Source organism: Streptomyces sp. DSM 40868 (genome assembly GCF_011820545.1).
Classification (GTDB): Bacteria; Actinomycetota; Actinomycetes; order Streptomycetales; family Streptomycetaceae; genus Streptomyces; species Streptomyces eurythermus.
The window spans coordinates 6,919,669-6,941,685 of record NZ_CP050504.1 but is presented as its reverse complement, the minus strand read 5'-3'; the positions used below and the strand labels follow the sequence as shown (position 1 = coordinate 6,941,685).

The 22,017-nt window shown below is 73.1% G+C and carries 18 protein-coding genes; 4 read left to right on the top strand and 14 right to left on the bottom strand.

Annotated features, from left to right (window positions below; translation table 11 throughout):
* Positions 1–21 precede the first annotated feature (21 nt).
* Positions 22–1,035 (bottom strand): LacI family DNA-binding transcriptional regulator, encoded by a 1,014-nt coding sequence (locus tag HB370_RS31545; RefSeq protein WP_030778122.1) that lies wholly within the window; start codon positions 1,033–1,035, stop codon positions 22–24.
* A 389-nt stretch (positions 1,036–1,424) separates the two neighbouring features.
* Here HB370_RS31545 and HB370_RS31540 point away from each other — a divergent pair, with 389 nt between their 5' ends.
* Entirely contained in the window at positions 1,425–2,390 is a 966-nt protein-coding gene (locus HB370_RS31540) for a glycoside hydrolase family 6 protein (protein WP_030778120.1), read from the top strand.
* Positions 2,391–2,435: 45 nt separating this feature from the next.
* Entirely contained in the window at positions 2,436–3,710 is a 1,275-nt protein-coding gene (locus tag HB370_RS31535; protein WP_030778118.1) for a glycoside hydrolase family 6 protein, read from the top strand.
* Between the two features lie 139 nt (positions 3,711–3,849).
* Here the strand turns inward: HB370_RS31535 and HB370_RS31530 are convergent, their stop codons facing one another.
* Together HB370_RS31530 and HB370_RS31525 are read right to left on the bottom strand one after the other, a co-directional pair.
* Complete coding sequence (locus tag HB370_RS31530; RefSeq protein ID WP_030778117.1) at positions 3,850–4,593, bottom strand: class I SAM-dependent methyltransferase; 744 nt, start codon at positions 4,591–4,593, stop codon at positions 3,850–3,852.
* Positions 4,594–4,723: 130 nt separating this feature from the next.
* On the bottom strand, positions 4,724–5,413 hold the full coding sequence (locus tag HB370_RS31525) for a DUF6882 domain-containing protein (protein ID WP_030778115.1): 690 nt from the start codon (positions 5,411–5,413) through the stop codon (positions 4,724–4,726).
* Between the two features lie 382 nt (positions 5,414–5,795).
* Here HB370_RS31525 and HB370_RS31520 point away from each other — a divergent pair, with 382 nt between their 5' ends.
* The gene (locus HB370_RS31520) at positions 5,796–6,401 is read left to right on the top strand and encodes a TetR/AcrR family transcriptional regulator (RefSeq protein WP_051815407.1); all 606 of its coding nucleotides are present in this window, start codon (positions 5,796–5,798) and stop codon (positions 6,399–6,401) included.
* A gap of 292 nt (positions 6,402–6,693) precedes the next feature.
* Here HB370_RS31520 and HB370_RS31515 read toward each other — a convergent pair whose 3' ends face one another.
* The 3 genes from HB370_RS31515 to HB370_RS31505 form a co-directional block, all read right to left on the bottom strand.
* Positions 6,694–7,365: a ScbR family autoregulator-binding transcription factor gene (locus HB370_RS31515; RefSeq protein WP_030778111.1), complete on the bottom strand. Its 672-nt coding sequence runs from the start codon at positions 7,363–7,365 to the stop codon at positions 6,694–6,696.
* Between the two features lie 157 nt (positions 7,366–7,522).
* Positions 7,523–8,296, bottom strand: a complete 774-nt coding sequence (locus HB370_RS31510; RefSeq protein ID WP_030778109.1) for a glucose 1-dehydrogenase — start codon at positions 8,294–8,296, stop codon at positions 7,523–7,525.
* A complete protein-coding gene (locus HB370_RS31505; protein ID WP_030778107.1) occupies positions 8,293–9,012 on the bottom strand; it encodes a hypothetical protein in 720 nt (239 codons plus the stop codon). The genes HB370_RS31510 and HB370_RS31505 overlap by 4 nt, the downstream gene beginning before the upstream one ends.
* Positions 9,013–9,593: 581 nt before the next feature.
* On the opposite strand from HB370_RS31505, the gene HB370_RS31500 reads away from it, so the two are divergent.
* Entirely contained in the window at positions 9,594–10,556 is a 963-nt protein-coding gene (locus tag HB370_RS31500; protein ID WP_051815406.1) for a ScbA/BarX family gamma-butyrolactone biosynthesis protein, read from the top strand.
* A gap of 710 nt (positions 10,557–11,266) precedes the next feature.
* On the opposite strand, the gene HB370_RS42090 is transcribed toward HB370_RS31500, so the two are convergent.
* From HB370_RS42090 to HB370_RS31460, 8 genes are all read right to left on the bottom strand, one after another.
* Positions 11,267–13,426: an SWIM zinc finger family protein gene (locus tag HB370_RS42090; protein WP_244405700.1), complete on the bottom strand. Its 2,160-nt coding sequence runs from the start codon at positions 13,424–13,426 to the stop codon at positions 11,267–11,269.
* Positions 13,423–16,281, bottom strand: coding sequence for a DEAD/DEAH box helicase (locus HB370_RS31490; protein WP_030778102.1), 2,859 nt, complete (start codon positions 16,279–16,281; stop codon positions 13,423–13,425). Before HB370_RS31490 ends, HB370_RS42090 begins: the two co-directional genes overlap by 4 nt.
* Before the next feature lie 97 nt (positions 16,282–16,378).
* Positions 16,379–16,960 (bottom strand): hypothetical protein, encoded by a 582-nt coding sequence (locus HB370_RS31485; RefSeq protein WP_030778100.1) that lies wholly within the window; start codon positions 16,958–16,960, stop codon positions 16,379–16,381.
* Complete coding sequence (locus HB370_RS31480; protein ID WP_030778098.1) at positions 16,957–18,102, bottom strand: ROK family glucokinase; 1,146 nt, start codon at positions 18,100–18,102, stop codon at positions 16,957–16,959. The genes HB370_RS31485 and HB370_RS31480 overlap by 4 nt, the downstream gene beginning before the upstream one ends.
* A gap of 68 nt (positions 18,103–18,170) precedes the next feature.
* Complete coding sequence (locus tag HB370_RS31475; protein WP_030778096.1) at positions 18,171–18,941, bottom strand: ATP-binding cassette domain-containing protein; 771 nt, start codon at positions 18,939–18,941, stop codon at positions 18,171–18,173.
* The gene (locus HB370_RS31470; RefSeq protein WP_030778093.1) at positions 18,938–19,981 is read right to left on the bottom strand and encodes an ABC transporter permease; all 1,044 of its coding nucleotides are present in this window, start codon (positions 19,979–19,981) and stop codon (positions 18,938–18,940) included. The genes HB370_RS31475 and HB370_RS31470 overlap by 4 nt, the downstream gene beginning before the upstream one ends.
* Complete coding sequence (locus tag HB370_RS31465) at positions 19,978–20,982, bottom strand: sugar ABC transporter substrate-binding protein (protein WP_030778087.1); 1,005 nt, start codon at positions 20,980–20,982, stop codon at positions 19,978–19,980. Before HB370_RS31465 ends, HB370_RS31470 begins: the two co-directional genes overlap by 4 nt.
* Before the next feature lie 221 nt (positions 20,983–21,203).
* The gene (locus HB370_RS31460) at positions 21,204–21,941 is read right to left on the bottom strand and encodes a GntR family transcriptional regulator (RefSeq protein WP_106980595.1); all 738 of its coding nucleotides are present in this window, start codon (positions 21,939–21,941) and stop codon (positions 21,204–21,206) included.
* Between the last annotated feature and the right edge of the window lie 76 nt (positions 21,942–22,017).

Sequence of the window (22,017 nt, the reverse complement as noted above, 5' to 3'; positions counted from 1 at the left end):
CCCGATGGCGGGCCGGAGCCGTCAGGCGCTCGCGCGGACGACCAGGCGGGTGGGGAGGATCAGCGGCGTGGGGTCCTGCCCGCCCACGAGCGCGACGAGCATGCGCGCCATCTCCCGGCCGAGCGCCGTGATGGGCTGATGGACGGTGGTGAGGGGCGGATCGGCGACCCGCGCCACGGCGAGGTCGTCGAAACCGACCACCGCGACCTCGGCGGGGACCGCCCGGCCGGCCTCGCGCAGCGTGCGCAGCGCCCCCACCGCCATGTTGTCGTTGGCCGCGAACACCCCGTCGACGTCGCCGTGTTCCGCCAGCAGCGCCGCCATGGCGGCGGCCCCGCCGGCCTCGGTGAAATCGGCCTCCCGGGGCGGCAGGGGGTCGATGCCGGCGCCCAGCATGGCGTCCCGGTAGCCGCGGTACCGGGCGCGTCCGGCCTCGGTGTCCAGCCGCCCGCAGATCGTGGCGACGCGCCTGCGGCCGCGGGAGAGGAGGTACTCGGTCGCCTCGCGCGCCCCGCCGGTGTTGTCGGCGTCCACGTACCACCGGGGCATGGCGCCGACCGGGCGGCCGCCGAACACCACCGGCATCTCGGCCTCCTCGGCCAGCCCGGCCAGCGGGTCGCCCTCGCGCAGCGCCATCAGCATGACGCCGTCGGCGCCCTTGCCCCGCACGAGTGCCGCCACCCGCTCGCGGCCCCGCTCGGAGGCGGCCAGGCACAGCATCAGGTGCAGGCCGGCCTCCTCCAGGGCGGCCGACGCCCCCACGATCACCTGGGCGAAGAACGGATCCGCGAAGATCGACGGGTCCTCTCCCGAGATGACCAGGGCGGCGGCTCCCGTCTGCCGGGTCGCCAGGGCGCGCGCGGTGGGATTGGGCACGTAGCCGAGTTGCCGCACGGCCCGTTCGACGGCCTCGCGTTTGGCGCGGCTGACGTGCGGGGCGTTGTTGAGCGCGCGGGAGGCCACGGAGCGGGAGACACCGGCGCGTTCGGCCACCTCGTCGAGCGTCGGCTGCCGACGCGGCGCACCCTCTGCCATCACTCTTCGGCCTTTCACTGCGGAGGCGTCCGGGCCCGGGGACCGGGAGCGCTGGACGAGACTGGAACCGCTTCCAGTTCCAAGGCCCCGGAGCCTGGACACGTCCAGGGCTCCAGGACCTGGAACACGTCGAGGACTCTAGAGCCTCGGACACGTCCCGTGAAGGGCCGGGAACGGCTGTGAACTGCGGGAGCTGCGGCGGCTCTTGACAGCTCCGGCGGCCCGCCACACGATTACCCACCACACCCCGTAGGCCGCACGGCGCCATGGGACCGCTTCCAATGGGAGCGCTCCCAACGGGGTGTCGTACCACCGCACTTCCTCAGCGCGTCGCACGCCCGGGACGAGGGCGTGCGCGCTTCCCTTGCCAGGAAACCGAGGTACCGTCCATGCGCCGCAGAATCCGCGCCCTGGTGGCAGGCCTGTTCGCCCTGCCGCTGGCGTTCGCCGTCGCCCCGTCCGCCCACGCGGCCGACCCGACCACCATGACCAGCGGGTTCTACACGGACCCCGACTCCAGTGCGAAACGGTGGGTCGCCGCCAACCCGGGCGACGGCCGGGCCTCCGCGATCAACTCCGCGATCGCGAACACCCCGATGGCCCGTTGGTTCGGCTCCTGGAGCGGCAGCATCGGCACCGCCGCGGGGGCCTACGCGGGGGCCGCGGACGCCAAGGACAAACTGCCCCTCCTCGTCGCCTACAACATCTACAACCGCGACTACTGCGGTGGGCACTCCGCCGGCGGCGCCTCCTCGGCGTCCGCCTACGCCACCTGGATCTCCCAGTTCGCCGGCGGCATCGCCGGCCGCCCCGCCGTCGTACTCCTCGAACCGGACTCCCTCGGGGACTACGGCTGCATGACGCAGGCCCAGATCGCCGAGCGCCAGTCCATGCTCACCGGCGCCCTCACCCAGTTCAGCCGCCAGGCCCCCAACACCTGGGTCTACCTGGACGCCGGCAACCCGGGCTGGGCGAGCGCGGCGACCATGGCCCAGCGCCTCAACGACGCCGGCCTCCGCCAGGCCCACGGCTTCTCGCTCAACATCTCCAACTACTTCACCACGGCCGAGAACACCGCCTACGGCAACGCCGTCAACAGCGAACTGAGCCGCCGTTACGGGTACACCAAGCCGTTCGTCGTGGACACCAGCCGCAACGGCAACGGCTCCAACGGCCAGTGGTGCAACCCCTCGGGCCGCCGCATCGGCACCCCGACCCAGCTGGGCGGAGGCGCCGAGATGCTCCTGTGGATCAAGACCCCGGGCGAGTCCGACGGCAACTGCGGTGTCGGAACCGGCTCCTCGGCCGGGCAGTTCCTCCCCGAGGTCGCCTACAAGATGATCTACGGCTACTGATCCGGCCCGCCCGCCTCCCCACCCACCCATCGACCAGGAGCAGTCATGACAGCACGCAGCCTGAGACGCGGCACGGCCGCCGTCCTCGCCGCGCTCGCCGCCTGCGCCGCGCTCACCGCCACGCCGGCACAGGCGGCACCGGCCCGGGGCGAACTCACCCCGGCCACGAAGTTCTACGCGGACCCGCACGGCAAGGCCGCCGAGCAGGCCCTGGTGGACCTCCGCGACGGCGACCTGCGGAACGCCGCGAACATGGCCAGGCTCGCGAGCTGGCCACAGGCCACGTGGTTCACCGAGGGCACGCCCGAAGAGGTACGGGGCAAGGTGGGCACACTGGTCCGCCGGGCCGGCGCCGCGCACCGGACGCCCGTACTGGTCGCGTACAACGTCCCGGGCCGGGACTGCTCCCAGTACTCCAGCGGCGGAGCCGCCTCCTCCGCCGCCTACCGGCAGTGGATCGACGCCTTCGCCGCCGGCATCGGCGACCGCGCAGCGGCGGTCGTCGTGGAACCCGACGGCCTGGCCCTGCTCCCCCGGGACTGCGGACCGGCCACCGACCCGACCGGTGAACTCACGGCCACGCGCCTCGCCGACCTCGCCTACGCCGTCAAGACCCTGAAGGCCAGGCCGCGTACCGCCGTCTACCTGGACGCCGGCAACGTCCAGTGGCGGGCCGTCGGCGACATGGCCCAGCGGCTGCTGGACGCCGGGGTCCGCCAGGGCGACGGCTTCTCGCTGAACGTGTCCAACATGCATCCCACCGACCACAACGCCCGGTACGGCACCTGGGTCGCCAAGTGCATGTGGTTCGCCACCGAGGGCCCCGAATGGGCTCGCGGCCACGCCGACTGTTGCGCCGGCCAGTACTACTCGTCCGCCGCCCCGAACGACGGCACCCCCGGCAACAGCGTCTCCTCCGCCGACCCCGCCACCTGGCGGTGGACCGACGCCTGGTATGACCAGAACGCGGGCACGCCGCCGGCCGACGAGCTGAGCCACTTCGTCATCGACACCAGCCGCAACGGCCGCGGTGCCTGGACGCCGGAGCCGGGCAAGTACAGCGGCGACCCGGAGCCCTGGTGCAACGCGCCCGGCCGGGGACTCGGCCCGCGCCCCACCGCCGACACCGGCGTCCCGCTCGTCGACGCCTACCTGTGGATCAAGGTCCCCGGCGAGTCCGACGGCAGCTGCACGCGCGGCACCGGCGGCACGGTCGACCCCGAGTACGGCATCGTCGACCCGCCCGCCGGCGCCTGGTGGCCCGACCAGGCCCACGCCCTGGCCCGCAACGCGGTACCGCGTCTGACCTTCAACCACTGAGCGGAGCCCCGGCCGGGGGGCCGGGGCTCCCCGGGTCCGGCCGGGGCGGAGCGGGTACACCGCTCGGTCCCGGCCGGCGGGTCACCGTCTTTCCTCTGCCGGTGTGGCCGTGATCCCACGACCCGGGGTCGCCGGCGCCTCAGTCCGCGGCCTTCTCCCACACGGACACGTGTTGGCGGCTCTCGCTGGTGAACGGCTCCCGCGTCCACCCGTCCCACCGCGCCCGCAGCCGCATCCCGGCCAGCCGGGCCATGAGGTCCAGCTCGGCGGGCCAGACGTAGCGGAACGGGAAGGCCTGGTATTCACCGCGGCCGTCCCGGACGGAGACGTGGTGCGAGCTGACGAGCTGGCCGGCCACGTCGTACAGGTCGAACCCGAGCCGCCCCTCGTCCACCCGGAACGGCACGGCGTTCTGCCCGGGCGGCAGCCGCCGCAGGTCGGGCACGTCCACCTCCACGAGGAAACTGCCGCCGGGCTCCAGATGGCGGGCGGCGTTGCGGAAGCAGTCCACCTGGGCGTCCTGCGAGGTCAGATTCATGATCGTGTTGTAGACGAGGTAGGCGACCGAGAAGGTCCCCTCGACCCGGGCGGTCGCGAAGTCCCCGATGGTGACACCGATCCCGTTCCCGCCGGGCTTGGCCCGCAGCCGGTCCACCATCGCCCGGGACATGTCGATGCCGTGCACCGCGACCCCACGCGCCGCGAGCGGCAGGGCGATCCGCCCGGTCCCGATCCCGAACTCCAGCGCCCGCCCGCCGTCCCCGGCCAGCTCCGCGAGCAGATCCACGGCGGGCTCCACGACCCGCGGATCGAACATCTCCGCCGACGACTCGTCGTACGACGCCGCGACGGACTCCCCGAAGTACCCGTCCTCATCGAGCATGCGCCGACTGTACGACGGCCACCCGGGCCGGGGCCCGGGATTTTCCGGCGCGGCCGGCACCGGTACGAACCCGGGCCGCGTCCCCGGCGGGGGCGGGCAGGTCCCGGCGGCCGGGCCCGTGACGCCCGGCTCACGGGAGGATCCGGGCCTGCACTCCCGCGATCCGTCCGGCCGCGTCGAAGGTGACCTCGGCCGCCGTGCCGCCGGGCAGTTCGGCGACGATCCGGTCGCCCTCCGTACGGTGCGGGACGCCGTGGTGGTCGAAGTACCCGCCGACGACGTGCCGGGCCGAATGCCCGATCAGCCGCGCGCCGTCGAGCAGCGTCCGCGGCAGGGCGACCGCGTCCAGGGCGGCGCGCGGCACCCGGGGGTCGTCGGGCAGGAAGTACACCTGGGTGGCCGGCCCGGCCGGAGCGCCTATGTATCCGGGTGCCCCCGCCACCCCCATGCCGGTGAAGGCGAGCGTCTCGGCGGCCCGGCGCGGATCCGGGAAACCCGACAAGTCCAGCACCTCCTCGGTCAGTTCGGTGATACCGTGCGCCCGCCCGTAGCGCTCGACGGCCGCGGACGAGGAGACCACCTCCGTGCCCCGCAGCCCCGGGTTCGCCCAGCCCCACATCCAGGACTGCTCCGAGGTGTCGTACGTGCCCAGCACCCCCACGCGCAGTTCCAGGTCGCCCTGCCGGTACCGGCATGCCGCCAGGTCGGCGGTCCAGGGCCCCTCGGGCAGGAACGCGGTCAGGGCCTGCAACTGGACGGCGCCCCATGCGGCATGCCGCTCGGCCTCGCGGAGGAAGGCATCACTGAATTCACTCGCCATGGCCCAACTCTATGAGCCGAAGATCAGGTGACCATGCGAACCCTGAGAGAGCGAGGGCCCTCACATCGGACGGATCCAGCCAAATGGGGGCGCCCGAAGGCGAGTTCAGCGACAATACAAACCGGGGGTTCGGTTTACAAGACGAGTTCCAGCGTTGGACAATCGAAGCCCCAGAAGGCCGCACGCACTCGGGATACCCATGTGAACTGCGCTTTCACTGGAAGAGGCGGGGCATACGACGGACGACGCGCCGCCGACGCGCGACACCATGGGCATGCCAGAATGCGGCGGCAAGCTGGATATCCGTCCTGTTACGACTGACCGTCACCAAGTGATCATCGAACGGAGTTACGGTGGATATGCTGCGAAACGGGTCCGCCGCATGAGGCAAGTTAGGGCCGAAGAGACCCGCAACGCCCTGCTTCTGGCCGCGGCCCAGATATTCGACCGCGACGGCTACGAGGGCACCACGCTGGCGACGGTCAGCGACCGCGCGGCGGTGAGCAAGGGCGCGCTCTCGTTCCACTTCAGCAGCAAGTCGGCGCTCGCGGACGCCGTGCAGTACGTGGCGTGCGAGCGCTCCGGCGCCGAGCTGAAGGCCCTGGACGATCCCGGGGTCCCGGCCCTGCGGGCGCTGGGCGGCATGGTGCGCGGGCTGGCCGGCCGGCTGGCGACCGACCCGCTGACCCGGGCCGGCCTCAGGCTGGCCCGGGAGCGCGGACCGTCCCTGGGAGCGGCCATGGACTGCCGGCTCGCCTGGCGCGCGGTGCTCCGGCAGACGGTGCTGCGCGCGCGGGAGGAGGGGAGCCTGCGGTCCGGCGCCGGTGTGGAGTCCGTCGTGGACCTGACGCTGGCCCTCGCGCTCCATCAGGAGGCGGTTCCCGCGGACCGCGACCGGGAGGCCTGGCTGACCGACGCCTGGGAACTGCTGCTCCCCGCGCTGGCCTCGCCGGCCTTCGCCGACCGGCTCACGTCGACCTCCCCTTGACGCAGAGGGGCGCCGGCCGCGGCCCGTGGGTGAAACGACAGCCGGTCGTCATCGGGTGGACGTCCACGCCGATGGCGGCCGGCGGGGAGCCGGTACGTCCGCCGGCCCGCACCGGACACCGGAGCCGGCCGGTACGCATCCGGCCCGTGACCCGGCGACTCCGGCCGGCCGAGCCGCGCCCACCGGTTCCGCCGGCAAGACATTGATTCACCCGGCGCGGCACCTTGGCCGACCCGGAGCGGGGTCTTGGCTCACCTCGTGCGGGAGCCCGTACCCGACCGGCCCGGTGGGGTCAGCTCGCCGGTTCCGCCACCAGCGCCGCCGCGTCCTCCGCGCGCATCTCGGCGAGCACCCGGGTGCCGCGGTCCGGTCCGAAGTCGAGCTGCGCGAAGATCGCGGGCATCGCGACGCTGGGCAGCGTGTAGGCGAAGATGGAGGAGATGCGCTCTTCCAGGTCCTGCCACCCGGACGTCACCTCCGAGACTATCTGGGCGCCGACCCAGGAGCTGACCAGGAAGCGGCCCAGTTCCTCGGGCGCCACGTGCGGATAGACCTCGCCGTGCTCCTTGGCCGCCAGGACCATGGAGGCGAACCGCAGCGCCCACGCCTCCCAGGGGCCCCCGTCGGTCAGTTCCTGGAGCTGCGGCTCCATCGCCAGCTTGGCGCCGGCCCGCAGCATGATCTCCTGCGGCAGCCGGCAGGCCAGCGCCATGGCCTCGTCGACGAGTTCCTGGAGCTTGTAGGTGCGCGGCGGATATCCCTGTTCCGTCACCTGCTCGGCGAAGATGCCCTGGACCAACTGCTCCTTGGAAGCGAAGTGGAAGTACAGAGCCCCTCGCGTGACCTGGGCCTTCTCGAGAATCTGCGCGATGCTGGCACCGTGGTAGCCGTGCTGCGCGAAGACCTCCGCCGCCGCGTTCAGGATCGCGCCACGGGTTCGGATCGCGCGCAACTGCTGTGCCATGTGTTAGTCCTCTCGTCCGCGCCACGCCACCCCCTCCGAGCTGACGCGGATGCCTGATCCCGGCCTGCGGAGGTGCAGGCCGGGAGACAAAAGAAACCAGATGATTGGTACTTTACCAATCTGCCGAGCCGGGCCGCCCTTGGCCGGACGCCGGGACTCACCAGGCTCCGGCGCCGCCGTCCACCGCCATGGTGGCACCGGTGACGAAGCTGGCCTGGTCGCTGCAGAGCCACACCGCGACCTGGGCCACCTCCTCCGGATCGGCCACTCTCCCCTGCGGATTGCGGCGGCGCATGCGCTCCTCGGCCGCCGGGTCGCGGGCGAAGACACCCTCGGACATCTCCGTCCGGGTCAGCCCGGTGGCGAGCGCGTTCACCCGGATACCGTGCCCCGCGTACTGGGCCGCGGCCGACTTGGTCAGGCCGAGCACGGCGTGCTTGGCGGCCACATAGGGCGCCCCCTGCGAGGTCGCGCGGACCCCGGCGATGCTGCTGTTGTTGACGATCGCGCCGCCCGTCCCGTGCGCGAGCATGGCCCTGATCTCGTGCTTCATGCAGAGCCAGACGCCACGGACGTTCACGTCGAGCACCGCGTCGTAGTCGGCGTCGTCCGTCTCGTGCAGCAGGGCCGGTTCGGTCGTCGTACCGGCGTTGTTGAACGCGGCGTCGAGCCTGCCGTACCGGTCGACGGCGAGCCGTACCGCCCGCTCCACGTCCTCGGCGCTGGTCACATCGCCGTCGGCGCAGGCGACTTCGGTGCCCTTGTCCCGCAACTCGGCCGCCAGCTCCTCCAGTCGGTGCAGCCGGCGGGCCATCAGCACCAGCTTGGCACCGTTGCGCGCGCCCACCCGGGCCGTCGCGGCGCCGATGCCGCTGCTCGCCCCGGTGACCAGCAGGACCTTGCCGGCGAGCAGTCCGCCTTCCGCTGTCACGCCACCGCCTTTCCGGGCGCGCCGGCCCAGAGGGTGCCGGCCCGCGCCTCCGCGTCGATCGTACGCAGCAGCGCGTCGTCGATCTCGTCGAGCGAGCCGACGACGTGACGCGCGCCGGTCTCCGCCATGAGCTGCCGCTGGTAGCCGTGCTCGAAGTCGCTGGGGTGCCCGATGAACGGGGCGCCCAGCTCGCGGGCCGCCTCGGCGACCCGGGCCACGTCGTCCACGAACAGCACCTCGTCGCAGGCGAGTCCGGCGAAGTCGACGGCGATCTCGTACAGGCCGGGACGGATGTCGTTGGTGCACACGTACCGGGGTTCGTCGAACAGGTCGGTCAGGTGACCCAGGTAGCGCTCGAAGTGGGAGGCGTCGAGTCCGCCGTAGCAGACGGTCCGCAGCCCCAGGGCGCGGATTCTGCGCAGCAGTTCCGCCGCGCCGTCGAGGACGCGGACCGGGTGGTCCGCGAGGTAGCGCGCCCGGTCCTCGAAGTAGACGGCGATCGTCTCCATCGGGGAGGTCCGCATGCCGCACACCTCGGCGAGGATCCTGCCCGCGACCGCCTGCGGCTGGGAGAAGATGCGGCGCTCCAGGTGGGCGGAGTAGGTGCCGCCCCGGCTCGTGACGAAGTGGTGGATGACGGGGCTGAACGTGTCGTTCAGCAGGACTCCGTCGATGTTGAGCGCGACCATGCGGAGCTTCTCGAGCTGCTCGGTCATGGATTCATCTCTCCTCCCGCGATCCGCCGGCGCTTCGCGTGGACAGCGAATCGAGTAAACCTGACGACCGGTTGAGATCTTCACATGGGTGCCGCCGATAGTCCATGGATCATGTTCCGGCGTCTCGGTTCCCGGGACCCGGCGTCCACGTACAGTGTCCTGCTCGTCACACCGGTGGGTCACCCGCGACCGGCCCCGAGTAGGCTGGCCGGACCCGGTTCCGGTCGTCCGCACGGGCGCGCGGAGCGGGCCGGACCGCCGTGCGCGGATGTCCGGGACCGGCTGCAATTCCCAAGGGAGCGTGCAGAGTTGACTGCGGAGGCAGCACGTGCGCACAGCGTCGTCCGCGCTCGTCCGCCGGGCTCGGCGGCGCGTTGTCCGACGCGTTCGCGCCCGCCCGGACATGCCCGGCGGCCACCTGCCGGGACGGACGGGAAAGGCTGGAAAAAAAACCGGTCAGTCCGTACAGTGGCGCCCGTCGTACACCGCTCAGCTCAAACCGCGCTCCACCCAGTCCCGTTCACGGCTTGACCTGCGTTCCGGTAGCACTCCGTCCTCGACTGCCCAGGGGGAGAGGCAAGATGACCACGTTTGCGCCCATCGACAGTATGATCACGGACTTCCAGGCCGCCCTGCCCACCACACCCGTCGGACTGACCACATTGACGACAACCGTCCCCAAGGAGTACGTCCACCGCTCGGTGGTCACCGAAGTCTTCCTCACCGGCTGGCGCCAGACGGACGCGGACACCTGCACGGTCACGGCCCAGTGGCCGCGCGCCCACACCTTCTACGGGCCCGCCGCCGGCTTCCACGACCCGCTGCTGTTCAGCGAGACACTGCGGCAGACGGTGCCGCTGCTGTCCCACGCGGTCTTCGGCGCCCCCATGGACCACAAGCAGATATGGCGTGATCTCCACGTCGCCCTGGACCCGGCCGCGCTGCGCGCCGGGCTCACCCCGGCCGACGTGGAACTGAGCATCCGCTGCGAGGACGTCGAGCGGCGGGCCGGTGTGCTGCGCGGGATGCGGATGGAGGTGACCGCCACCCGCGAGGGGCAGCACCTCGGCACGGCGTCGACCGCGTTCAGTTCGCACAGCAGGGCGCTGTACCGGCGGCTGCGCGGGGCCTACGCGGACGCCGAGCGGGCCATGGCGGCGGCCGTCGAACTGCCGGCGTCGCTCCAGCCCGGGCTCGTCGGCCGGGACCGCCCGCACGACGTGGTGCTCTCGCCCCGCGCCGCCGACGGCCGCTGGCAGCTGCGGGTGAACACCCTGCACCCGATCATCTTCGACCACCCGAACGACCATGCTCCCGGCATGCTGCTCCTGGAGGCGGCCCGCCAGGCGGCCCAGCACCACCTCGGCCCGGAGCCGGTCCTCGCCACGGGCCTGGACGCGGCCTTCCACCGGTACGCGGAGCTGGACGCGCCCGCGTGGGTCGCGGCCGAGACAGCCGCCGACGGCCGCGTCCGGGTGACCGTCGAGCAGCACGACGCGCTCGTCTTCGAGTGCGCGGTGACGACCCACCCGGCCACGGCCTGACCCCGCACACCGACTGGACCCGCACGGGAGCCGACCCGGCGACGGCCCGACTGCGACGTACCGGGCGCGGTGCGGCGGGACGGTCGGAGCGTTGGAGCGTCGGTACCGCCGGCTTCGCGCAGACGGAGGTACGAGGTGGCCGGGCGGCCTGGTCAGGAGCCGTCCGGCCCACCGGAATCCGAAGCCGCCCACCAGGCCCGGGGACAGGGGGTGCCCTCGGGCCGGGCGGACGGGCGGCCGGGGCCGGGGGTCTCCGACGGACCGGGGCCAGAGCCTCGCGGCTGGTCGCCGGGCGGCCAGGCACAGGCACAACGGGCGCCCGATAAGTCAGAGTTGCCGAAGACCCGGCAGGCCGGGGACGGGGACGGGGGTCGTTGGGCCGGTCGCCGGGCGGGAGGCCCGGGACAAGGGCCGTCCGGCAGGCTGGCGTCAGCGACAACGCGGCGGATCGAGCGCAGGGTCTGACGGTCGGTCGCCGGGCAGCCAGGGTCAACGCCGCCGGGTTGTGTCGGAGTCAGCGTCGGCCGGGGTGGCCGGAGGCGTTGGCATGACCTCCGGGCGGGACCGGGACACGAACAACCCGGCAAACCGGACACACGGCCTTGCGACTCGCCACCGGACAACCAAGGCCGACGGACCTCCGGCGGACCGGAGCCAGGAACGACCCGGCAGGCCATCGGCGCTGGGCTGGATGTCGAAATGGGGCGGGGTCAGAGGTCTTCGGGTAGGGCGAGGCCGGTCAGGGCGCCCACCGGGTCGGAGTCCGGGGTGCCGCGGGGCCACCAGTCCTCCCGGGCTGGCTCCGACTCGTAGGCGTACCACAGTCCGTCGCGGCCCAGCCGCAGCTGGACATGGCCGCGCGGATGGGTGAGGCGGTTGCGCCAGGGGCGGAACGCCGGCAGGTCGGCGGCGAGCAGCAGCGGGCGGGCCCGGTCGAAACGGCCGGCCGGCGGGTCCCACGGCTCCTCCAGGACGGCCAGCCCCGCCTCCCCGCCCTGCCGCCAGGCCGCGACGGCTCGCGCGAGATCGGCCGGCGTACGGCCGGTGGCGTCGGCGAGCGTGGCGTACAGCGTGCGGGTCGCCGCGGTCAGTCCGGAACCGGGACGGGCCGCGGCCAGGCGCACCGCGTCCTGCCACAGGGACAGTTCACCGACCGGATCGCGCCCGGTGGCGAGCAGCGCGTGGGCGCGCGCGGCGGCGTCGGTTGCCAGCTGGTCCAGCGCGAAGGGGTCCGGGCCGCCGGGCGCCGAGGGGTACACAGGGGGCTGCTCGGGGTGCGCCGGCACCGGCAAGGGCTGCGGCAGAGGCGGGAGTCGGCGGGGCGCCAGGGCATCGGCGGCTCGCACGCCCGGCAGGGTCCGCGGCTGCCGTTCGCTCGCGGCGCGCGCCGCGCGGGCCGCGCTGCGCCGGGACAGCGCGTCGAGCAGCTCCTTCTCGCCCCGGCCGCGCAGCAGGAGGAGGACGAAGGGATCGGCGTCGAGCAGGCGAGCCGTCTGGTAGCACAGGGCGGCGGCGTGCTTGCAGGGGTGACCGGAGTCCGGGCAGCTGCAGCGCGGCACGAGGTCACCGGGGCCGGGCAGCAACGGCACACCGCAGTCGGCCAGCGACTGGGGCAGCTCCTTGTCGAGCAGCGCCGCGATATGCCCCGGCCGGTCGGCGGCGGCGTCCAGGAACCGCTCCCAGTCCGCGTCCTCCAGGGTCCGCACCCGTACCTGCGCCCGGTACGGCCGGGGCCGGCTGCCCCGTACGTACGCCAGCACCAGTCCCGGTGTGACGGTGATGGCGTCCACCTGGCCCTGGTCCGCGTAACCCCGGCCGCGTGCCAGGCGCTTGGCGTCCAGCGCGCCCCGCTCCAGCGCGCCGACCCAGGCGTTGCCCCACCAGGTGCCGGCGAACGGTTCCCCGGCACCGCCACCCTCCCGGGCGGGGAACGCCGGGAAGGTACGGCGGAGTTCACCGTCACGGTGGGGAGTGCCCATACCCATGGTCCCGGCCCCGAAAGGCGACCGCACCGCAGCACCGGCCGTCGGCCCGGTCTGCGCAGAACGGCCGGTCTCCGCCGCATGGCCGGTCTCCACCGAGGGGCCGGCTTCCGCCGAGCGGCCGGTCCCCGCCAAACGGCCGGTTTCGGCCGAGGGGCTGGCTTCCACCGAACGGCCCGTTCCCGTCGCACGGCCCGCCTCCGCCGTACGGCCCCTCTCCGCCGACTCCCGCGTCACCGGGGCCGGCTCGGCGGGCGGAGCGGCAGCGGCAGCGGCAGCGGCAGCGGCAGCGGTGCCTTCCGGAGCGCCGTCGGTGGTGTCCTCCAGGGCACCGTCGGTCGTGTCCTCCGGGTCGGCCTGGGCGGTGTCGGTCCACGAGGGCATCCGGAAGGCGGTCGCCAGGTAATGCCGCATGTCCTGTACGGCCTTGGCCCGGGCGGTCCCCGCCTCCTGCCCGGAGCGGGACGAGGTGCCCGTCCCGGCGGACCGGGTCGGCCCGGTCGCCCGCCGCTCGCGCGGCGACCCGGCGGCCTCCGCCTCCGCGCGCGCCGCTTCCCGTCGCGCCGCCCGCAGCGCCTCCCGGGCGACATCACCGGGACGCCGGCCGACGGCAGCTGCGGTACGCGCGCCGGAACCGGCGTCGTCCGGCTCGGGCCCGGCTCCCCGCACCAGGTCGCTGTCGTCCCCCGCGTCCGTACGCACGGAGGAGCCCGCACCTCCCGGTCCGGTTTCCACCGAACCCAGCGCCGCAGGCTGCCCCTCGGCCGTCTCCTCCCCCTCTGCCGAACCCGGTGCCGTGCCCTCCCGTTCGGTGTCCGCCCGTCGGCGGGCCTCCCGGAGGGCGCGGCGGGCCGCGTCGGCGGGGTGGGGGCGGCCGGGGGGCGTCATGGCGTCCTCCGCAGGGAGACGAGGTCGGACAGTTCGCGGTCCGTCAGCTCGGTCAGGGCCGCCTCACCGGAGCCGAGGATGGCGTCGGCCAGGGCGCGCTTGGCGGCGAGCATCTCGGCGATGCGGTCCTCCACCGTGCCCTCGGTGACCAGACGGTGGACCTGGACGGGCTGGGTCTGGCCGATGCGGTAGGCGCGGTCGGTCGCCTGTTCCTCGACCGCCGGGTTCCACCAGCGGTCGAAGTGGACGACATGGCCGGCGCGGGTGAGGTTCAGGCCGGTGCCGGCGGCCTTCAAGGACAGCACAAGGACCGGGGTCTCGCCGCTCTGGAAGCGGTCGACCATGCGCTCGCGCTCCGCGACCGGGGTACCGCCGTGCAGCAGGTCGACCGGGATCGCGCGGGCGGACAGATGGGCGGTGAGCAGCCGGGCCATGCCGACGTACTGGGTGAAGACGAGTGCCGAGCCGTCCTCGGCGAGCAGGGTGTCCAGCAGCTCGTCGAGCAGGGCGAGTTTGCCGGAGCGGGCTGCCGTCCGCTCGGGGTCCGGCCGTTCCTTCAGATACAGCGCCGGGTGGTCGCAGATCTGCTTGAGCGCGCCCAGCATCTTCAGTACCAGGCCCCGCCGTGCCATGCCCTCGGCGGTCTCGATGGCCAGCATCGATTCGCGCACCACCGCCTCGTACAGCGCGGCCTGTTCCCGGGTGAGCGGCACCGGGTGGTCCGTCTCGGTCTTGGGCGGCAGCTCCGGCACGATGCCCGGGTCGGACTTCTTGCGGCGCAGGAGGAAGGGCCGGACCAGCCGGGACAGGCGTTCGGCCGCCTCCGTGTCCTCGCCGCTCTCCACCGCGCGGGCGTGCCGGGCGCGGAAGGACTTCAGCGGGCCGAGCAGTCCGGGGGTGGTCCAGTCGAGCAGGGCCCACAGCTCGGAGAGGTTGTTCTCCACGGGGGTGCCGGTGAGCGCCACGCGCGCGGGGGCGGGGATGGTGCGCAGGGCCTTGGCGGTGGCCGAGTACGGGTTCTTCACGTGCTGCGCCTCGTCGGCGACGACCATGCCCCAGGGCTGTGCGGCGAGGTGGGCGGCGGCGGAGCGCATCGTGCCGTAGGTGGTGAGGACGAAGCCGCCGGCGACGCCGTCCAGGGTGCGGTCCTGGCCGTGGAAGCGGCGGACCGGGACGCCGGGCGCGAACCGGGTGATCTCCCGCTGCCAGTTGCCGAGGAGGGAGGCGGGGCAGACCACGAGGGTCGGTTCGGTGCGGGCCCGTTTCAGGTGCAGGGCGATGAGGGTGACGGTCTTGCCGAGGCCCATGTCGTCGGCGAGGCAGCCGCCGAGGCCGAGGGAGGTCATCAGGTCGAGCCAGGCCAGTCCGCGCAGCTGGTAGTCGCGCAGGGTGGCGTTCAGGCCGGGGGGTGGAGTGGCGGGGTTCAGACCGGCGGTGAGCCGGTCGCGGAGGGCGGCCAGCGCGCCGACGGGGACGGCCTCGACGGTCTCGCCGTCCACCTCTGCGGTGCCGGTGAGGGCGACGGACAGCGCGTCGACCGGGTCGAGCAGGCCCAGTTCCCGTTTGCGGGCCTTGCGGACCAGCGCGGGGTCGACCAGCACCCAGCGGTCCCTGAGCCGTACGACCGGGCGGTGGGCCTCGGCGAGGGCGTCCATCTCGGCCTCACTGAGGGGGTCGCCGCCGAGCGCCAGCTGCCAGCGGAAGCCGAGCAGCTCGGCGCTGTCGAAGAAGCCGGTGCCGTCGGTGGCGGAGCCGGGGGCGGGGCGGATCACGGCGGTGGCGGTCAGGTCGCGGGCGAGGTCCCGGGGCCAGTGCACGGCGACCCCGGCGGCGGCCAGCCGGCTCGCCGCGACGCCGAGCAGGTCGTTCAGCTCGTCCTCGGACAGGGCGAGGACATCGGGCACGTCCTGCTCGGCGAGGCGGTCCAGCGGCGGCCACACCCGGGCGGCGCGCCGGACGGCGAGGGCGGCGTCCACGCGCGCGCGGGGCCCGAACGCCGGGTCGGCCTCCCCGGCCCACAGGGCGGCCGCGTCGGCCACCAGGGTGGGGTCGGCGAGGCTGTGGACCTGCACGACGGCGGCTCCGGCGGCGCGGGCGCCCTCGCTCGTGCCGGTGTCGAAGACGTCGTACGCCGACAGGTCCAGGCGCAGCGAGACGCGGACGCCCGCGTCCATCCCGGCGGCGACCTCGGCCGCCCACTCCTGGGCGGCGGGCAGGCTCTGGGGTGCCCGGGCGGCGAAGGGCCGGCCGGAGGCGTGGGGGGCGGCGGGGGTGCGCGGCAGGGTGTCGGCGACCGCGTCGAGGAAGGAGCGGACGAGGGCCTCGGGCTCGGGCAGCCGCAGCGCGCCGGGACCGGGGAGGGGCACGGCGTGGCCCTCGGGGGGCAGGGCGGCGGCGATCGCGCGCAGGTGGGCGAGGTCGTCGGGCTCCAGCGGGCCGGCCCGCCAGGCGTCGTGGCCGGCCGGGGTCAGGCCGGGCAGCAGCCGGCCGCGGGCGACGAGCCGCAGCGCGTGCAGGGCGGCGGCGCCCCAGGCGGCGGTGGCCGGGTGGGCGGCCGGGTCGTGCCGGGCGCGCACCAGCAGCGGCAGGGCCCCGGCGAGCGGCAGGGTCAGCGCGGTCACCCGGTGGCGGCGCGCCCCGGCACCGTGCCGGCGGACGACCGTGAGCTCCTCGGCGGTGTCCTCGGGGGCCGGGGGCAGCGGGTCGCCCGCGGGGTCCCAGAAGGCGAGGCGGCCGTCGCGGGGCAGGGGCGCGGGCAGATAGACGCACGCGAGGCGCACCCAGGCCGGGTGCCCGGCCCGTGTCTCCCGGGAACCCTCCGTGTGCTCGGCCACCGCGGCCGCTCCGCTCGTCATCCGTCCTGCCACCTCCCGCCCGTGTGTCGCACCAGTCGTCCTCGACTCTACGGGCGGGGTCTGACAATCGGCTCCGGAGCCCGGTCAGGGCGCCTGGTCAGGGGACCGTGCGGGAGACGACGTACACCATCGGCAGCTGGGGGTCGGACAGGTTGACGACCACGTCCTGGGTCGGTGCGGGGTTCTTCTGCTCGTGGGTCAGCCCCCACCAGGGGCCGCGCCCGCCGAAGGTCCAGCCGCTGACCTCGCGGTCGCGGTCGCCGATCGTGATCTCGTCCTTCCGCAGCTGCTCGCGGCGTACGCCCATGGCCCCCAGGAAGCTGTCGAGGCCGGCGGGGTTGGTGCGGAACTGGACGTAGAGGCGGCTGGTCTTCCAGTTGTTCGTCTCGTAGTAGGCGACGTCCTCGGCGGGGTGCGGGACGGACACCTGGTAGAGGCGGCGCTGCACCTTGGAGGGCCAGCCCGCGGTGAGGCCGGTCGCGGAGTACTTGGCCTCCTTGTCCTTGCCGCTGTCGCGGCTCTGGTTGGCCGAGATCACCAGATAGCCGGCCGGTACGCCGATGAGCAGGACGATGATCAGCAGGGTGAGGGCCCGGCGCCGGGCCTTGTGCCGGGGGGGCTCGGCGGGCCGGGCCGGGCGTGGTGGCGGGCCGGCCTGGTGGGGCAGCGAGGGCGTCATGCGGTGTCCCGGTCGCGGCGGGCCTGGGCGTAGCGCTCGTAACGCTCGTAGCGCTCCACCCGGCGCCGCTTGGCCCGGCGGAACCGGCGCGCGACCAGCCGGGCCAGGTCGGCGGCGCCCACCATGCCCGCCTCGGGGCCGAGCTGGGCGCGGGTGATGCGGGCCTCGGGGCGGTAGCCGCGCCCGGTGAGGTGGCGCTTGAAGGCGTCCCGGGCCGGGCCGATGAGCAGGTCGTCGGCGGCCGAGACGCCGCCGCCGATGACGAAGCAGGACGGGTCCAGGGCCGCCGCCAGGTTGGCGATGCCGACGCCGAGCCACTGGCCGATGTCCTGGAGCAGCTCCACGCACATCGCGTCGCCCTCGCGGGCCAGCTCGGTGATCATCGGGCCGGTGATGTCGCCGATGTTGCCCTTGACGTGCTCGATGATGCCGTAGGCCACCGGGGAGTCGGCGGCGGCCAGCTCCCTGGCCTCGCGGACGAGCGCGTTGCCGGAGCTGTACTGCTCCCAGCAGCCGCGGTTGCCGCACGGGCAGCGGTGGCCGCCGGGCACGACCTGCATGTGGCCGAACTCTCCGGCGACGCCGAACTTGCCGCGCTTGACCTGGCCGTCCTCCAGGATGGCACCGCCGATGCCGGTGCCGAGGGTGATCATCACCAGGTGGTCCTCGCCGTGGCCGGCGCCGAAGCGCCACTCCGCCCAGGCGGCGGTGTTGGCGTCGTTGTCCACCAGGACCGGCACGGACAGCCGGCTGGCGAGGCGGTCGCGCAGCGGTTCGTTGCGCCAGGACAGGTGCGGGGCGAACAGGACGCGGTTGCGGTCGGCGTCGACCCAGCCGGCGGCGCCGATGCCGACCGCGTGCACGTCGTGCCGGTCGGAGAGGTCCAGGACCAGCTCCACGATGGTGTCCTCGACGACCTTCGGGCTCTTGGACTTGTCCGGGGTCTCCGTGCGGAGCTTCTCCAGGATGTTGCCGTCGGCGTCGACGACGCCCGCCATGACCTTGGTGCCGCCGATGTCGATACCGACCGTGGGCACACGGGGGGCGGTCAGGTGGGACCGGCGCTCCCTGGTGCCGACGGTGCGCAGGACGGGGGCTCGGCGGGAGCCGATGGGGGCGGTGAGGTCGCGGTAGGTGCTCATCGTTGGTCGATTCTGCCGCACGCTCACGCCGGGTGCCGTACGGGGCGGGGAGGGAGGGGACGCGTCCTTCAGTCTCGTTGCAGTTCGTGGCGCAGGGCGTCCAGGTCGGAGCCGCCGGCCATCTGCCGGGTCAGTTCGTCGAGGGTGATCTCGTCCCGTGTGTAATTGCCCACCATCGTGCCCCTCCTCAGGAGCACGAATCTGTCGCCTACGAGATACGCGTGATGCGGGTTGTGGGTGATCAGAACAACACCCAGGCCCTCATCGCGTGCCGCGGCCACATATTTCAGGACCACACCGGACTGCTTGACGCCCAGGGCGGCCGTCGGTTCGTCCAGGACGAGGACCTTCGCGCCGAAGTGGACCGCGCGGGCGATCGCCACGCACTGGCGTTCGCCGCCGGAGAGAGTGCCGATGGGCTGGTCGACGTCCCTGAGGTCGATGCCCATGCGCAGCAGCGCCTCGCGGGTGGTGCGGCGCATGAGGTCGATGTCCATGCGCTTGAAGGGGCCGACGCCCTTGCGGGGCTCGGAGCCGAGGAAGAAGTTGCGCCAGACCGGCATCAGGGGGACGACGGCCAGGTCCTGGTAGACCGTGGCGATGCCCCGGTCCAGGGCCTCGCGCGGGGAGGAGAGGGTGGTCTCCTCGCCCTCGATGCGCAGGGTGCCGCCGTCGTGCCGGTGCAGACCCGCGATCATCTTGATGAGTGTCGACTTGCCGGCGCCGTTGTCGCCGAGGACGCAGGTGATCTCGCCCGCGTGGACCTCGAGGGAGACGCCCTCCAGGGCGCGGACGGTGCCGTAGTGCTTGCTGACGTCGGTCAGCTCGACGAGGGTCATGCGGTCGCCTCCGCGCGCTTGCGGACCCAGGCGTTGAGCAGGGTCGCGAGGAGCAGCATCGCTCCGAGGAAGAACTTGAACCAGTCGGGGTTCCACTCGGCGTAGACGATGCCCTTGCTGGTCATGCCGAACAGCAGCGCGCCCACGGCCGAGCCGACCGCGCTGCCGTAGCCGCCGGTGATCAGGCAGCCGCCGATGACGGCCGCGATGATGTAGATCAGTTCGTTGCCGACGCCCTCGCCGGACTGGACGGCGTCGAAGGAGAAGAGCAGGTGCTGGCCGGAGACCCAGGCGCCGAACGCGACACCCATGTAGAGGGCGATCTTGGTGCGGGCCACGGGGACGCCGACCGCGCGGGCCGCGTCCGCGTTGCCGCCGACGGCGAAGATCCAGTTGCCGGTGCGGGTGCGCAGCAGGATCCAGGAGGCGACGGCGACCATGCCGAGCCACCACAGGATGGTGACCTTCACGTCGACGCCGCCGACGGTGAGCGTGGAGGCGAAGACGGCTTGGGCGCTGGAGAAGCCCTCCATGTCGCCGATGGTCTTGGTGGAGACCGTGCCGTCGATCAGCTTGGTGAAGCCCAGGTTCATGCCGGTCAGCATCAGGAAGGTGCCCAGCGTGATGATGAAGCTGGGCAGCTTGGTGCGGGTGAGCATGAAGCCGTTGAAGGCGCCGACGGCCAGGGTGACCAGCAGCGACACGCCGACGCCGACCCAGGTGTTCGCCGTCATCTGGTAGCTGAACATCGAGGAGATCAGCGCGGACGACGTCACCATGACGCCCGCCGAGAGGTCGAACTCGCCGCCGATCATGAGCAGCGCGACGGGTACGGCCATGATGCCGATGGTCGAGGAGGCGTACAGCACCGTGCTGAGGCTGGTGGCGCGCAGGAAGCCGTCGGCGACGAAGGCGAAGAAGAGGAAGACGGCCAGGGCGCCGACGACCGAGCCCAGCTCCGGGCGGGCGAGCAGCTTGCGCAGCGGGGAGGCGGGCAGCAGCCTTTCGTCCAGCGGCTTGTGGTCGGTGACCGTGCTCATCGGGTACCCCGCTTGGTGTACTCGGCCAGCTCGGCGGCCTGCTCCTTGGTGACGATCTGCGGGCCGGTCAGCACCGGCTTGCCGCCGCCGAGGACGTCGTCGTTGTACTTGTACAGCCACAGCAGGTCGACGGCCTCGTAGCCCTGGAGGTACGGCTGCTGGTCCACGGCGAAGCCGAGGGTGCCGTCCTCGAGCGCCGCCGCGACCCTGGGGTTGAGGTCGAAGGTGTCGATCTCGGCCTTGCTGCCCGCGTCGGTCCTGGCCTTCACGGCGGTGTCGGCGAAGGGCGCGCCGAGGGTGACGACGGAGTCGATGGACCTGTCCGCCTGGAGCTTGGCCCCGATGGCGGACTGCACGTCGGGCATGTTGGTGCCGTTGACGTAGAGCTTGCTCAGGGTGCCGCGGAAGGTCTTGGCGACGCCGTCGCAGCGCTGCTCGTGGCCGACGTTGCCCTGCTCGTGCAGCACGCACAGGGCCTTCTTCTTGCCGCGCTTGTTCAGCTCGTCACCGACGGCCTCGCCGGCGATGGTCTCGTCCTGGCCGATGTGGGTGAGGGCGCCGAAGGCCTTGGACTCCTCGGAGCCGGAGTTCACCGTGATCACCGGGATGCCGGCCTTCTCGGCGCGGGCCACGGCGGCCTTCATGGCGTCCGGCTTGGCGAGGGTGACGATGATGCCGTCGACCTTCTTGTCCACGGCCGCGTCCACCAGCTGGGCCTGCTGCTGGGCCTCGTCGTCGTGGGAGTACAGGAAGTTGATGTTGTCCTTGACGGCGGCCTGCTTGGCGCCGTTCTGGACGATGTCCCAGAAGGTGTCGCCGTCCCCCGAGTGGGTGATCATCGCGAAGGTCCAGCGCGGGGTGTTCACCGCCGCCCTGCCCTGGGCGGCGGCGGCCTTGCGGGCGTCCTCCGCCCGCTTTCCTCCGGTGCTGCTGCACGCCGCGAGGGACACGGAGAGTGCCCCCGCCAGCGCTATGCCTACCCAGGTCCGAAACCGTGCCACGAGGCCGTGCCCTTCTTGCCGCTTCTGCTCTGCTCCGACGTACGTCCGCTGCTCTGCCGCGACGTACATAAGGGGCGGGCGACCTCACCGTGGGCGCGTCCCGGCGGCGATTTCACCTGCCCCAAACACTTCAGTATCGGACATGCCGGCCGGGTATGGCACGACCGGGGACCGGGGAACGGTCGCTTTGTCCGGACATCTCATCGAATACCGGGGCCCGGTCAGGACCGCACCAGCAGCTGGAACTCGAAGGAGTAGCGGCTCGGGCGGTAGGTGTGGTCGCCCAGCTCCACCGCGCGGCCGGTGTCGTCGTAGGTGGTGCGCCGCATGGTCAGCAGCGGGGCGCCCGCGGGCTCGGTCAGCCGCTCGGCCTCGGTGGCGGTGGCGCCCCGGGCGCCGATGGCCTGGCGGGCGCTGTGCAGGGTGATCCCGGCGGACCGCATCAGCCGGTACAGGCCGGTGGCCTCCAGCCGGTCGGTGTCCAGGTCGAGCAGGCCCGTCGGCAGGTGGTTGATCAGGTAGGCCATGGGTTCGCCGTGGGCGAGGCGGAGCCGTTCGACGCGGTGCACGTCATCGCCCTCGGGGACGCCGAGCGCGGCGGCGACCTCGGCGGGGGCCGGTACGACCGTGTTGACCAGCACCCGGGTGGCGGGGCGCTGGCCGGCCGCCTCCAGGTCGTCGTAGAGGCTGCTCAGTTCCAGCGGGCGCTTGACCTGGCTGTGCACGACCTGGGTGCCCACGCCGCGGCGCCGGACCAGGAGCCCCTTGTCGACGAGGGCCTGGATCGCCTGGCGGACGGTCGGCCGGGACAGTCCGAGCCGCGCGGCCAGCTCGATCTCGTTGCCCAGCAGGCTGCCCGGGGTGAGGCTGCCGTGCTCGATGGCGGACTCCAGCTGCCGGGAGAGCTGGAAGTACAACGGCACCGGCGAGCTACGGTCCACGCGGAGGTCGAGCGCCACGGTCGGGCCCACATCTGGTTTCGGCACGGGGCCGAGCGTAGTCCGGTGCCTGGTTGACGGGAAGTCGTGTAGTCAG